The sequence below is a fragment of the Pseudomonas sp. Pseusp88 genome, assembly GCF_047303955.1.
GTDB lineage: Bacteria > Pseudomonadota > Gammaproteobacteria > Pseudomonadales > Pseudomonadaceae > Aquipseudomonas.
This window is the reverse complement of record NZ_JBGLYM010000001.1, coordinates 343812-357130: the sequence shown is the minus strand read 5'-3', so window position 1 is coordinate 357130 and position 13319 is coordinate 343812. Positions and strand designations below refer to the sequence as shown.

The following is a 13319-nucleotide window of genomic DNA, read 5'->3' as shown; positions in this document are numbered from 1 at the left end:
AAAAATTTTATTCACAGGTGCGATCTTTTTTCGACGTGGTTCGGCCCTTGAGGTAATCGCGACTCACGCGTGTATTAGTTACCTTCAGGGCCGACATGACAATGCGCTTTCCACAGATCCCGACACCTGCTCGACAGCACGTTTCCCGACACTACCTCGCTTGCAGCCTGATGCTGAGCAGCGCTATCAGCGCCGCGCTGGTCTCTCCTCATGCTGCGGCCGATACGGTTGTGCATAACTACTCTATCGCCGCCGGTCCGCTTGACAGCGTCCTGAGCCAGTTCGCTTCGGCGTCAAATGTGATTCTTTCGTTCTCGCCGGGCCAGACCGCAAACCGCACGAGCCCGGGCCTTGTGGGTAACTATTCGGTCGAGCAGGGGTTTATTCTCCTGCTGCGCGGTTCCGGATTGCAGGCGGCGACCCAGGCGCCCGGTTCCTATACTTTGCAGGCGGTGCCGCAGAATGGTTCGGTGGTGCTGGACCCGACACTTATCAACAGCCGTCAGCTGGCTGGCGACACTGGGGATAATTCGGATAACCGTGGCTACAAGGCAGAAAAAAGTCGCGCAGGGACCAAGACCAGCACGGCGCTGTCTGAGACTCCGCGCTCGGTATCGGTGGTCACTGAACAGCGCATCAAGGATCAGAAGTCACAGAGCCTTACCGATGCCCTGGGCTATGTGCCTGGTATCTTCGCCCCACCCTTCGCAGCCGGCGACAGCCTGGCGGGCGACCTGTTCTTCATTCGCGGTTTCAACGCCACCGATTACGGCTACGGCCTGATGCGTGACGGCCTGCGCGTGCAGGGCAATCGTTATGACACTACCACCGAGCCCTATGGCCTGGAGCGTATCGAAATCTTCCGAGGTCCGTCCTCGATCCTCTATGGCGAGAATGCACCGGGTGGCCTGGTCAATTTGGTCAGCAAGCGCCCTACCAGTACGCCACAGGGGGAGATCCAGCTCAGCTATGGTTCAAACAATCGGCGCCAGTTGGGTGTCGACGTGTCCGGGCCGCTTAACGACAGCGGCAATATCCAGGGGCGCCTGGTCATGTTGGGGCGCAAATCCGATACCCAGGTCGATCATGTGCCTGATGACCGGATGTACGTCGCTCCGTCCCTGACCCTGAACTTCGATGACTACAATAGCCTGACCCTGCTGGCCAACTACCAGAAGGATCACACCAATATGGAGCTGGGTCTGCCTGCGGCCGGCACCCTGCTGCACAATCCCAATGGCAAGCTGGACAAGGACACCATGCTCGGTGTGCCGGACTGGAACACCTTCGAACGGGAAACCTGGAGCGTTGGCTATGAATTTATCCACAGCTTCAACGACGACTGGCAGTTCCGGCAGAACTCGCGCTACATGCAGTCCCGTATCACGCGTCATGAGACCTGGCCAGGCAACCTGAACAATGCCGGTTTCGGCACCCAGTTGAATGTCACGGCCTACGACCGCTTCAACAAGTCCATGGTCTATTCGCTGGATAACCAGCTGGAAGGCAAGTTTTCCGTGGGGCCTGTGGATAACACGGTGCTGTTCGGTGCCAGCCACGATTTCACGTCGTTCAGCCAGGATTGGGATGCTGGCTCAGCCGGGCAGATCAATATCTACAATCCTGTGTATAAAAGTGATCCGGTCACCTCCATCCATGTGCAGAACACCCTGCTGGGTCAGCAGATGGAAGGGCTATACACCCAGCTGCAGAGCAAATACGACAAGTGGATCTTTCTGCTTGGGGGCCGCCAGGACTGGGTCGAGAGCGATTTCCGCAACAAGATATCCACAGCCGGAAATATCAACAGCCGCGATACCAAATTTACGTGGCAGACTGGCCTGATGTACCAGTTCGATAATGGCCTGACGCCCTATGTCAGCTACTCGACGGCGTTCGTACCGGTGCAACAGATCTCCAACGGCGGCTCGCCTCTGGATCCGATCACCAGCACTCAGTATGAAGTGGGCCTCAAGTACGACCCGATTGGCTGGAACACATCATTTACTGCGTCCCTCTACGACCTGCGCAAAAAAGACGATACCTATTTCGACTCCGCCAGCGCCAGCTACCGGCAGGTGGGCGAGAGTCGGGCAAAAGGTGTAGAGCTGGAAGTGAACAGCGATATCACCCGCAACCTGAACCTGACAGCGGCCTACACCTACACCGATGCGCGAGTGACCAAGGACGCGGCAGGTTCGCTGATCGAAGGCCATCAGATCACCGGAGTACCGCGTAACCAAGCGTCGGTATGGGCCAAGTACAGCTTTCTGGAAGGTCCGCTCAGCGGCTTCCATGTCGGCGGTGGTGTGCGTTACTTCGACAGCACCTTCTCCTATACCCAGAGCAGCCTGTACGGCAAGCTCAATTCGGGTGACGTGACCCTGGTGGACGCGGCCATTGGCTATCGGATCGACAAAAACTGGTCGGTCGATCTGAATGCCAAGAACCTGTTCGACAAGGAATATGTTTCGGGCTGTAACGATGCTGGGCGTTGCTATTGGGGCGACAGCCGGACGCTTTTGGGTTCGGTCACCTACAACTGGTGAACCTATCCACAGGCTGGCGTAAAAAAACGGCACGCCAGCCTGTGGATATCTATTTGCCTATACAAAAGCTGGAAAAAATCCGCCCCAATAAATCATCAGAGCTGAATGCGCCGGTTATTTCCCCCAATGATTGCTGGGCCAGACGCAAATCTTCGGCCAGCAACTCCCCCGCTCCTGCCAACGTCAGCTGATCTCGCCCGTGTTCCAGGGATTCGCTGGCATGGCGCAGAGCTTCCAGATGCCTGCGACGGGCGCTGAAACTGCTCTCCGAGGTCTGTTGATAACCCATGCAGTCTTTCAGGTGGTTACGCAGCAATTCCAGGCCGTCGCCGCCAGCCTTGGCGCTCAGATTCAGGGTGACGTGGCCGTCGGCACTGGTTTGCAGTTCAATCAGGTCACCACTGAGGTCAGCCTTGTTACGAATCAGCGTGACTTTCGCCGGATCGGGACGTTCTTCGAGAAATTCCGGCCAGAGGGCGAAAGGGTCCGAGGCTTCGGGCGCTGTGGCGTCTACCACCAGCAGAATGCGGTCTGCTTCGTTAATGGCCTTGAGTGCCCGTTCGACGCCAATCATTTCCACCTGATCGTCTGTGTCGCGTAGCCCGGCGGTATCAACGATATGCAGTGGCATGCCATCGATGTGGATATGTTCACGCAGTACATCACGGGTAGTGCCGGCGATTTCGGTAACGATGGCCGCTTCGCGACCTGCGAGTGCATTGAGCAGGCTGGATTTACCGGCATTGGGGCGACCGGCGATCACGACGGTCATGCCGTCACGCAGCAAGGCACCCTGCCCAGCCTCGCGCAGCACTGTGGATAACTCTTCGCGCACAGCGTCGAGCATCGTCAGCACGTGACCATCGGCGAGGAAATCGATTTCTTCCTCTGGAAAGTCAATGGCGGCCTCGACGTAGATACGCAGGGCAATCAATTTCTCGACCAGGTTATCCACACGTCGGGAAAACGCCCCCTGCAACGAGCGCAGGGCGTTGCGGGCAGCCTGTGCAGAACTGGCTTCGATCAGGTCGGCAATGGCTTCAGCCTGGGCCAGGTCAAGTTTATCGTTGAGAAACGCACGCTCACTGAATTCACCAGGCCGGGCCAGTCTTGCGCCCAACTGCAGGCAACGTTGCAGCAGCATATCCAGCACGACCGGCCCGCCATGGCCTTGCAGTTCCAGCACATCCTCGCCGGTGAACGAGTTCGGCCCCGGGAAATAAAGGGCTATGCCTTCGTCGATGACCTCATTGTCTGCGTCGCGGAACGGGCCGTAATGAGCATGGCGCGGCCTGGTTTCGTGACCTGTGATCGCCACAGCAGCCTTGCTTGCCAGGGGCCCGGATATGCGCACAATGCCGACGCCACCCCGGCCTTGGGCAGTGGCAATGGCGGCGATGGTTTCGCGAGGAAGGTTCATGGCCAGACTCCTGACTAACTGACAGATAGCAAAACGCCCCACTAGGGGGCGTCTTGTAAAACTTATTCACAGGTTAGATCAGACAGCCGCTTTCTTGGTAGCTGCTTCTATCCGACGAGTGATGTACCACTGCTGAGTGATCGACAGAGTGTTGTTCACAACCCAATACAGCACCAGACCCGCCGGGAACCACAGGAAGAAGAAGGTGAAGATGATAGGCATCAGCTTCATCACCTTGGCCTGCATAGGATCCGGAGGCGTAGGGTTCAGGCGCTGCTGGATGAACATGGTTGCACCCATGATGATCGGCAGGATGAAGAACGGGTCCTTGATCGACAGGTCGGTTATCCACAGTAACCATGGAGCCTGACGCATCTCGACGCTTTCCAGGAGTACCCAGTAAAGCGACAGGAACACCGGCATCTGTACCAGAATCGGCAAGCATCCACCCAACGGGTTGATCTTCTCTTTCTTGTACAGCTCCATCATCGACTGCGACATTTTCTGCCGATCGTCGCCGTGCTGCTCTTTCAATGCGGCCAATTTTGGTGCAACGGCGCGCATGCGGGCCATCGACTTGTAGCTGGCAGCCGACAGGGGGAAGAACAGACCCTTGATCAGCATGGTCAGGAAGATGATCGACCAGCCCCAGTTGCCGACAATGCTGTGGATATGTTGCAGCAACCAGAAAATAGGCTGGGCAATGAACCAGAGAATGCCGTAGTCGACCGTCAGCTCCAGGCCTGGGGACAACTCTTTGAGCACTGCCTGGCTTTTCGGGCCGGCGTACAGGGTGGCGCTAACTTCAGTCTTGGCACCTGGCGCAACTGCTACAGCTGGGCCGGTGAAACCGATGATGTAGTTACCCTGGCTGTCTTTACGAGTCTGAACGGCGTTGCTGTCAGACTTGTTCGGGATCCACGCGGTCACGAAATAGTGCTGCAACCAGGCTACCCAACCGCCTTGTACGGTTTCTTTCAGCGAACCCTTGTCGATATCTTTCATCGACACTTTCTTGTAGGGCTCGGAAGCTGTCCACAGGGCCGCACCCAGGTAGGTGGCGGTGCCGGTAGCAGTGCTCGACGACGGATCGGAACTGGCATCGCGCTTGAGCTGGGCAAACAGGTTGCCACTCCACGGCTGGGCACTCTGGTTATCGATGACGTAGCTGACAACCAGGTCATACAGGCCGCGCTTGAAAGTAAAGCGCTTGATGTAGTTGACGCCGTTGTCGCTGAACTTCAGGTCGACGACCAGTTCGTTCTGGCCATCAGCCAGTTGATAGGACTTCTGCGCAGTCGAGTAAACCGGACGACCGGCTGGACGAGCATCCGGGCCATTGGCGCCAGTCAGTCCGCTTTGCGCAAGGAATGTACGCTCGCCGCCATTATCGAACAGCTGGAAAGGCACATCAGGATGGTCCTGGCGACGTGGATACAGAGGCAGGCGCAGCTGCACGACGTCACCGCCGACTGGATCGATGTCCAGGCTCAGTACATCGGTGCGGACCTGGATCAGGTCTTTGCTGGCAGCGACTGGCGCTTCCATCGCAGCGGTGGCATCACCACCTGCGGTGGGAACATCGGCACTTACAGAAGCATTCTTGGCAGCAGCCGTATCCGGCAAGCCCGGTGCGGTAGTGCTGGCAGCAGCATTCTGAGTCGGCAGGGCAGCCTGGCCGTAGTCTTGGTTCCATTTCAGAACCCCGACGTAGGTCACGATTGCCAGGGCGACGATCAGGATCGTGCGTTTAATATCCATGATTACTCGGCCATCGAAGAAGAACGGGAGGTGGGAACAGCAGGTGGAACCGGGTCATAACCACCGGCATTCCACGGATGACAGCGACCCAAGCGACGAAGGGTCAGCCAGCCGCCGCGCAGAAGGCCATGATTATCGATGGCTTCATACGCATAGCAGGAGCAACTGGGGTAGAAACGACAGTGACTGGCCATCAGCGGGCTAATGGCATAACGGTAAAACTGGATCGGGACGAGTGCCAGTTTACGCATTGGGACTGTCCACCCCTGCATGTTCGGTTTTCACTTCAGGCACCGGTTGGCTGCGGGCCAGCCGTTTCCAGAGCTTGCCGAAATGCTGAATCAATTCTGGGTTTTCTATGTCACCCAAGCCTTTGCGCGCGACGATCACGATATCCCACCCAACCAACATGTCTTGGTGCAGGCGAAATGAATCGCGCATCAGGCGTTTCAAGCGGTTGCGCTGAACGGAGAGCTTCACGCTCTTTTTACCAATCACCAGTCCCAGACGGGGGTGATCAAGGTCGTTGTTGCGCGCAAGGAGCAGGAGATTTTTCCCCGGTACCTTGCCGGTAGGGGAGTCAAAGACTGCCTTGAAATGCCGGGGAGTCAGCAAACGCTTTTCCCGACTGAAGTCCTGACTCACCTCCTGTGCCGATTTATCAAACTGCCAGACGCTTACGGCCTTTGGCGCGACGACGCGACAGTACTGCACGGCCGTTTTTGGTGGCCATACGTGCACGGAAACCGTGGGTGCGGGCGCGCTTGATAGTGCTGGGTTGGAAAGTACGTTTCATGGCGTGTTACCTGGTTCGTCTACAACGGGCCGGAATGGCCCCCGTTTTAAGAGACCGGGGATTCTAGAGAAAGCAAGCGTCTAGGTCAATTTCCAACCAGCGTTTCCTTCATTTACTTGCAAAGCCGGTTTTTCGCTGACAGCACGCCACAGTCCTTTAATCACCCGAATCGGCGCACAAACATAAAAATAAGAAAGGAACGTATTTAAAGCTTTTCTTTAGAGCTTGTTACTCTTACGTCGAATCTTTCTGTGGATAAACCTCTGCAGGCCCCGTTAATCGGGCTGTACAGAGATAAGAAAGGTTGTCGGTAAGCGGTGGTATGCCTGTGTCGCACCCTCGGAAAACCTGTGCATGGAAGGTCAAGTTATCCACAGGCCGGTTATCCACAGAGATTGACCCCTACTTATGCAAAGAGCTGACGCGTGGTTATCCACAGAGCTTAGCCAGGTGCTGTCGTCTTGCTGTTTTTTGTATAAATCATTGATTCTTCGTCGGCTGAGACTCACCTACATGTGGATAAGTCGGTCGCCGATCAGTACAATGGCGGCTGTTTTTGCCTCACCGGCGTTCAACTTAGGGGTTATCCGTGTCAGTGGAACTTTGGCAGCAGTGCGTGGAGCTTTTGCGCGATGAGCTGCCTGCCCAGCAATTCAACACCTGGATCCGTCCGCTACAGGTCGAAGCCGAAGGCGACGAGTTGCGTGTCTATGCGCCAAATCGTTTCGTTCTCGATTGGGTCAATGAGAAGTACCTTGGCCGTCTGCTCGAGTTGCTTGGCGAACACGGTCAAGGTATGGCCCCTGCGCTTTCCTTATTAATAGGCAGCAAACGCAGTTCAGCGCCTCGTGCCGCACCCAATGCTCCATTGGCTGCTGCGGCATCCCAGGCTCTGGCTGCGTCAAGCCCCGTTGCAGCGCCGGTTGCCGTAGCGACTTCGCCTGCTCCTCAGGTGGACTCCGGACGCGTGCTCGAGATCAATGACGAGCCTTCCCGCGACAGTTTCGACCCGATGGCCGGTGCCAGCTCTCAGCAAGCGCCGGTGCGTGCCGAACAGCGCACGGTGCAGGTCGAAGGTGCGCTCAAGCACACCAGTTATCTGAACCGCACCTTTACCTTCGAGAATTTCGTTGAAGGTAAGTCCAACCAGCTCGCCCGTGCGGCCGCCTGGCAGGTTGCCGATAATCCCAAGCATGGTTACAACCCGCTCTTCCTTTATGGCGGTGTCGGCCTGGGTAAGACTCACTTGATGCATGCTGTGGGTAACCACCTGCTGAAGAAGAACCCGAATGCCAAGGTTGTGTACCTGCATTCGGAACGCTTCGTGGCGGACATGGTGAAGGCGTTGCAGTTGAACGCGATCAACGAGTTCAAACGCTTCTATCGTTCGGTCGATGCGCTGCTCATCGATGACATTCAATTCTTCGCCCGCAAGGAGCGCTCCCAGGAGGAGTTCTTCCACACCTTCAACGCGCTGCTCGAAGGTGGCCAGCAGGTCATTCTGACCAGCGACCGTTATCCGAAGGAAATCGAAGGCCTGGAAGAGCGTTTGAAATCCCGCTTCGGCTGGGGGTTGACCGTCGCCGTCGAGCCTCCGGAGCTGGAAACCCGTGTCGCAATTCTGATGAAGAAAGCAGACCAGGCGAAAGTCGATCTGCCCCACGACGCCGCGTTCTTCATTGCCCAGCGCATTCGTTCCAACGTTCGTGAGCTTGAGGGTGCACTCAAGCGAGTCATTGCTCACTCACACTTCATGGGCCGCGAGATCACAATCGAGTTGATTCGCGAATCCCTGAAGGATCTGTTGGCATTGCAGGACAAGCTGGTCAGTGTGGATAACATTCAGCGCACTGTGGCCGAGTACTACAAGATCAAGATCTCCGATCTGTTGTCCAAGCGTCGTTCGAGATCTGTCGCGCGGCCACGTCAGGTGGCAATGGCTCTGTCCAAGGAACTGACCAACCATAGCCTGCCGGAAATTGGTGATGTGTTTGGTGGTCGCGACCACACGACGGTCCTGCATGCGTGCCGCAAGATCAATGAATTGAAGGAATCCGACGCGGATATTCGCGAGGACTACAAGAACCTGCTGCGTACACTGACAACCTGAGTAATGACTTCAACGCAGCTTATTAAGGCAAGGGACTAGACCATGCATTTCACCATTCAACGCGAAGCCCTGTTGAAACCCCTGCAACTGGTCGCCGGCGTGGTCGAACGCCGTCAGACCTTGCCGGTACTCTCCAACGTGCTCCTGGTTGTAGAGGGTCAGCAGCTGTCACTGACAGGTACTGACCTTGAAGTCGAACTGGTTGGCCGCGTCCAATTGGAAGAACCGGCAGAACCAGGGGAAATCACCGTCCCTGCGCGCAAGCTGATGGACATCTGCAAAAGCCTGCCAAACGACGCGCTTATCGACATCAAGGTCGATGACGCCAAGTTGGTGGTCAAGGCCGGTCGTAGCCGCTTCACGCTTTCTACCCTGCCGGCCAATGATTTCCCGACCGTTGAAGAAGGCCCGGGCTCGCTGACGTTCAGTCTGGTGCAAAGCAAGCTGCGTCGTTTGATCGAGCGCACCAGTTTTGCCATGGCTCAGCAGGATGTTCGCTACTACCTCAACGGCATGCTGCTGGAAGTCAGTTCCGGCATATTGCGCGCTGTGGCCACCGACGGTCACCGTCTGGCCATGTGCTCGATGACCGCCGATATCGAACAGGCTGACCGCCATCAGGTTATCGTGCCGCGTAAAGGCATCCTGGAAATGGCCCGACTGCTTACCGAGCAGGACGGCATGGTAAGCATCGTGCTGGGGCAGAACCACATCCGCGCTACCACGGGTGAGTTCACTTTCACCTCCAAGCTGGTCGATGGCAAGTTCCCGGATTACGAGCGCGTGCTGCCCAAAGGCGGCGACAAGCTGGTGCTCGGCGATCGTCAGGCGTTGCGCGAAGCGTTCAGTCGCACAGCGATTCTGTCCAACGAAAAGTACCGCGGTATTCGCCTGCAATTGGCTAATGGTCAGTTGAAAATCCAGGCTAACAACCCGGAGCAGGAAGAGGCCGAGGAAGAGATCAGCGTCGATTACAACGGCGGCGCTCTGGAGATTGGCTTCAACGTCAGCTATCTGCTCGACGTATTGGGCGTCATGACTACCGAGCAGGTTCGTTTGATTTTGTCCGACTCCAACAGCAGTGCGCTGGTGCAGGAATCGGACAACGATGACTCCGCTTACGTCGTCATGCCAATGCGCCTGTAACGGAACCTGGATGTCTCTTAGCCGCATCTCGGTCACCGGGGTGCGCAATCTGCACCCGGTGACCTTCTCCCCCTCCCCCCGTATCAACATTCTTCACGGCGCCAACGGCAGCGGAAAAACCAGCGTGCTGGAGGCTATCCATTTGTTGGGCCTTGCCCGCTCGTTTCGTAGCACTCGTCTGCTGCCGGTCATCCAGTATGAGCAACCGTCCTGCACGGTGTTTGGGCAGGTGGATTTGCCCGAGGGTAGTCATAGCAATTTGGGGATTTCCCGTGATCGCCACGGCGAGTTCCAGATTCGCATAGACGGACAGAATGCTCGCAGCGCAGCACAGCTTGCTGAAACGCTGCCGCTGCAATTGATCAATCCGGATAGTTTTCGCTTGCTGGAGGGCGCTCCGAAGATCCGTCGCCAGTTTCTCGATTGGGGAGTGTTCCACGTGGAACCTCGTTTTATGTCGACCTGGCAGCGCCTGCAGAAGGCACTGAGGCAGCGGAACTCGTGGTTGCGGCGTGGTACACTTGACGTCGCTTCGCAAGCGGCATGGGACCGGGAGTTATGTCTGGCTAGCGACGAAATTGATGAATTTCGCCGCTCGTACATCAAGGCTCTAAAGCCTGTCTTTGAACACACGTTGAGCGAGTTGGTTGAGCTTGAAGGGCTGACCCTGAGCTATTACCGAGGCTGGGATAAGGAAAAGGAATTGAGCACGGTGCTCACTTCATCCCTCCTCAGAGATCAGCAGATGGGCCATACCCAGGCCGGACCCCAACGCGCTGACCTGCGCCTTAGACTGGGTGCGCACAATGCGGCAGATATCCTATCTCGCGGCCAACAGAAACTGGTGGTCTGCGCCCTGCGCATTGCTCAAGGTCATTTGGTCAGCCAGGCTCGCCGTGGCCAATGTATCTATCTGGTGGACGACTTGCCGTCTGAACTCGACGAGCATCACCGGCGTGCACTTTGTCGCTTGCTTGAAGAATTACGCTGCCAGGTATTTATCACCTGTGTAGACCACGAATTATTGAGGGAAGGCTGGCAAACGGAAACGCCAGTCGCTTTGTTCCACGTGGAACAAGGCCGTATCACCCAGACCCACGATCATCGGGAGTGATTGCATGAGCGAAAATCAAACGTACGACTCCTCCAGCATTAAGGTGTTGAAAGGGCTAGATGCCGTACGCAAGCGTCCCGGTATGTATATCGGTGACACCGACGATGGCAGCGGTCTCCACCATATGGTGTTCGAGGTGGTTGATAACTCGATTGATGAAGCATTGGCTGGCCATTGCGACGACATCAGCATCATTATCCACCCGGACGAGTCGATTACCGTGCGCGATAACGGCCGCGGTATTCCGGTAGACGTGCACAAGGAAGAAGGCATCTCGGCAGCAGAGGTCATCATGACCGTGCTCCACGCTGGCGGTAAGTTCGACGATAACTCTTATAAGGTTTCCGGCGGTCTGCACGGTGTTGGTGTTTCCGTAGTGAACGCTCTCTCCGAACTCTTGCTACTGACAGTTCGTCGCAGCGGCAAGATCTGGGAACAGACCTATGTTCATGGTGTTCCACAGGAACCTATGAAGATTGTCGGCGAGAGTGATACCACCGGGACCGAGATCCACTTCAAGCCGTCTGCTGAAACCTTCAAAAACATTCACTTCAGCTGGGACATCCTGGCCAAGCGCATTCGTGAACTGTCCTTCCTTAACTCCGGCGTGGGTATCGTTCTCAAGGACGAACGCAGCGGCAAGGAAGAGCTGTTCAAGTACGAAGGTGGTCTGCGCGCGTTCGTCGACTACTTGAACACCAACAAGACTCCGGTCAACCAAGTGTTCCACTTCAACGTCCAGCGTGACGATGGCGTCGGTGTCGAGATCGCCCTGCAGTGGAATGACAGCTTCAACGAGAACCTGCTCTGCTTCACCAACAACATCCCTCAGCGCGATGGCGGCACTCACTTGGTGGGTTTCCGTTCGGCACTGACCCGTAACCTCAACACCTACATCGAACAGGAAGGCCTGGCGAAGAAGCATAAGGTGGCGACAACGGGTGATGACGCACGCGAAGGTTTGACGGCAATCATCTCGGTAAAAGTGCCGGATCCGAAGTTCAGCTCGCAGACCAAGGACAAGCTGGTTTCGTCCGAAGTGAAGACTGCGGTCGAGCAGGAAATGGGCAAGTACTTCTCCGACTTCCTGCTGGAGAACCCGAACGAGGCCAAGGCTGTCGTTGGCAAGATGATCGACGCGGCGCGTGCCCGTGAAGCAGCGCGTAAGGCGCGGGAAATGACCCGTCGCAAAGGCGCTTTGGATATCGCGGGCCTGCCGGGCAAACTGGCGGACTGCCAGGAAAAAGACCCTGCCCTTTCCGAGCTTTATCTGGTGGAAGGTGACTCTGCTGGCGGTTCTGCCAAGCAGGGGCGAAACCGTAAAACCCAGGCGATCCTGCCGCTCAAGGGCAAGATCCTCAACGTCGAGAAAGCTCGTTTCGACAAGATGATCTCGTCCCAGGAAGTCGGCACGCTGATTACCGCCCTGGGCTGTGGCATCGGTCGCGAAGAGTACAACATCGACAAACTGCGCTATCACAACATCATCATCATGACCGATGCTGACGTCGACGGTTCGCACATCCGTACCTTGTTGCTGACCTTCTTCTTCCGTCAGCTGCCTGAGCTGATCGAGCGTGGCTACATCTACATCGCTCAACCGCCGTTGTACAAGGTCAAGAAGGGTAAGCAGGAGCAGTACATCAAAGACGACGACGCCATGGAAGAGTACATGACGCAGTCGGCTCTTGAAGACGCCAGCCTGCATCTCAACGAATCTGCTCCGGGTATCTCGGGTGCTGCGCTTGAGAAGCTGGTCAACGACTTCCGCATGGTAATGAAGACGCTCAAACGTCTGTCGCGCCTGTATCCACAGGAGCTGACCGAGCATTTCGTTTACCTGCCACCGGTCACCCTTGAGCAACTGTCCGATCATGCCGCCATGCAGGATTGGTTGGCCAAGTTCGACGTGCGTCTGCGTGTCGGCGAGAAGTCTGGCCTGGTCTATAAAGCCAGCCTGCGCGAAGACCGTGAACGTAATGTCTGGCTGCCTGAGGTCGAGCTGATCTCCCACGGCCTGTCCAACTACGTCACCTTCAACCGCGACTTCTTCGGCAGTAACGACTACAAAACCGTAACGGCCTTGGGTCTGCAAATCAGCACCTTGTTGGAAGAAGGCGCCTACGTTCAACGCGGCGAGCGCAAGAAGCCAGTCTCCGAGTTCAAAGAAGCACTGAACTGGCTGATGACCGAAAGCACCAAGCGCCACACCATCCAGCGCTATAAAGGTCTGGGTGAAATGAACCCGGACCAGCTGTGGGAAACGACCATGGACCCGGCAGTTCGCCGGATGTTGAAAGTCACCATCGAAGACGCCATCGGCGCAGACCAGATCTTCAACACCCTGATGGGTGACGCGGTCGAGCCTCGTCGTGACTTCATTGAAAGCAACGCTCTGGCGGTATCGAACCTGGATTTCTGAT

10 protein-coding genes are annotated in these 13319 nt (G+C 56.5%); 5 read left to right on the top strand and 5 right to left on the bottom strand.

Features of this window, described 5'->3' with window-relative positions:
- The first annotated feature begins 95 nt into the window (after window positions 1–95).
- Window positions 96–2549, top strand: coding sequence for a TonB-dependent siderophore receptor (locus tag ACCD02_RS01705; RefSeq protein ID WP_413298207.1), 2454 nt, complete (start codon window positions 96–98; stop codon window positions 2547–2549).
- 49 nt (window positions 2550–2598) lie between these two features.
- Here ACCD02_RS01705 and mnmE read toward each other — a convergent pair whose 3' ends face one another.
- The 5 genes from mnmE to rpmH form a co-directional block, all read right to left on the bottom strand.
- Entirely contained in the window at window positions 2599–3969 is a 1371-nt protein-coding gene (gene mnmE / locus ACCD02_RS01700; protein WP_413298206.1) for a tRNA uridine-5-carboxymethylaminomethyl(34) synthesis GTPase MnmE, read from the bottom strand.
- Between the two features lie 78 nt (window positions 3970–4047).
- Window positions 4048–5730, bottom strand: coding sequence for a membrane protein insertase YidC (gene yidC, locus ACCD02_RS01695; protein WP_413298205.1), 1683 nt, complete (start codon window positions 5728–5730; stop codon window positions 4048–4050).
- Between the two features lie 2 nt (window positions 5731–5732).
- Window positions 5733–5981, bottom strand: coding sequence for a membrane protein insertion efficiency factor YidD (gene yidD, locus ACCD02_RS01690; RefSeq protein WP_259101028.1), 249 nt, complete (start codon window positions 5979–5981; stop codon window positions 5733–5735).
- A complete protein-coding gene (rnpA, locus tag ACCD02_RS01685; protein ID WP_413298204.1) occupies window positions 5974–6375 on the bottom strand; it encodes a ribonuclease P protein component in 402 nt (133 codons plus the stop codon). Before rnpA ends, yidD begins: the two co-directional genes overlap by 8 nt.
- A gap of 16 nt (window positions 6376–6391) precedes the next feature.
- Window positions 6392–6526: a 50S ribosomal protein L34 gene (gene rpmH / locus ACCD02_RS01680; RefSeq protein ID WP_002551315.1), complete on the bottom strand. Its 135-nt coding sequence runs from the start codon at window positions 6524–6526 to the stop codon at window positions 6392–6394.
- 589 nt (window positions 6527–7115) lie between these two features.
- Between rpmH and dnaA the strand changes: the two genes are divergently transcribed.
- The 4 genes from dnaA to gyrB are packed head-to-tail and all read left to right on the top strand — an operon-like array spanning window position 7116 to window position 13318.
- Window positions 7116–8636: a chromosomal replication initiator protein DnaA gene (gene dnaA / locus ACCD02_RS01675; protein WP_413298203.1), complete on the top strand. Its 1521-nt coding sequence runs from the start codon at window positions 7116–7118 to the stop codon at window positions 8634–8636.
- A gap of 42 nt (window positions 8637–8678) precedes the next feature.
- Entirely contained in the window at window positions 8679–9782 is a 1104-nt protein-coding gene (dnaN, locus tag ACCD02_RS01670) for a DNA polymerase III subunit beta (RefSeq protein ID WP_413298202.1), read from the top strand.
- A gap of 10 nt (window positions 9783–9792) precedes the next feature.
- Window positions 9793–10896 (top strand): DNA replication/repair protein RecF, encoded by a 1104-nt coding sequence (gene recF / locus ACCD02_RS01665; RefSeq protein ID WP_413298201.1) that lies wholly within the window; start codon window positions 9793–9795, stop codon window positions 10894–10896.
- Window positions 10897–10900: 4 nt separating this feature from the next.
- Window positions 10901–13318, top strand: a complete 2418-nt coding sequence (gene gyrB / locus ACCD02_RS01660) for a DNA topoisomerase (ATP-hydrolyzing) subunit B (protein WP_413298200.1) — start codon at window positions 10901–10903, stop codon at window positions 13316–13318.
- The last annotated feature ends 1 nt before the right edge of the window (window position 13319 follow it).

Bases quoted from the DNA above. Each gene is read 5' to 3' on its own strand.
- mnmE (WP_413298206.1), bottom strand. From the start codon at position 3,969: ATGAACCTTCCTCGCGAAACCATCGCCGCCATTGCCACTGCCCAAGGC.
- gyrB (WP_413298200.1), top strand. From the start codon at position 10,901: ATGAGCGAAAATCAAACGTACGACTCCTCCAGCATTAAGGTGTTGAAA.
- dnaN (WP_413298202.1), top strand. From the start codon at position 8,679: ATGCATTTCACCATTCAACGCGAAGCCCTGTTGAAACCCCTGCAACTG.
- ACCD02_RS01705 (WP_413298207.1), top strand. From the start codon at position 96: ATGACAATGCGCTTTCCACAGATCCCGACACCTGCTCGACAGCACGTT.
- recF (WP_413298201.1), top strand. From the start codon at position 9,793: ATGTCTCTTAGCCGCATCTCGGTCACCGGGGTGCGCAATCTGCACCCG.
- rpmH (WP_002551315.1), bottom strand. From the start codon at position 6,526: ATGAAACGTACTTTCCAACCCAGCACTATCAAGCGCGCCCGCACCCAC.
- yidC (WP_413298205.1), bottom strand. From the start codon at position 5,730: ATGGATATTAAACGCACGATCCTGATCGTCGCCCTGGCAATCGTGACC.
- yidD (WP_259101028.1), bottom strand. From the start codon at position 5,981: ATGCGTAAACTGGCACTCGTCCCGATCCAGTTTTACCGTTATGCCATT.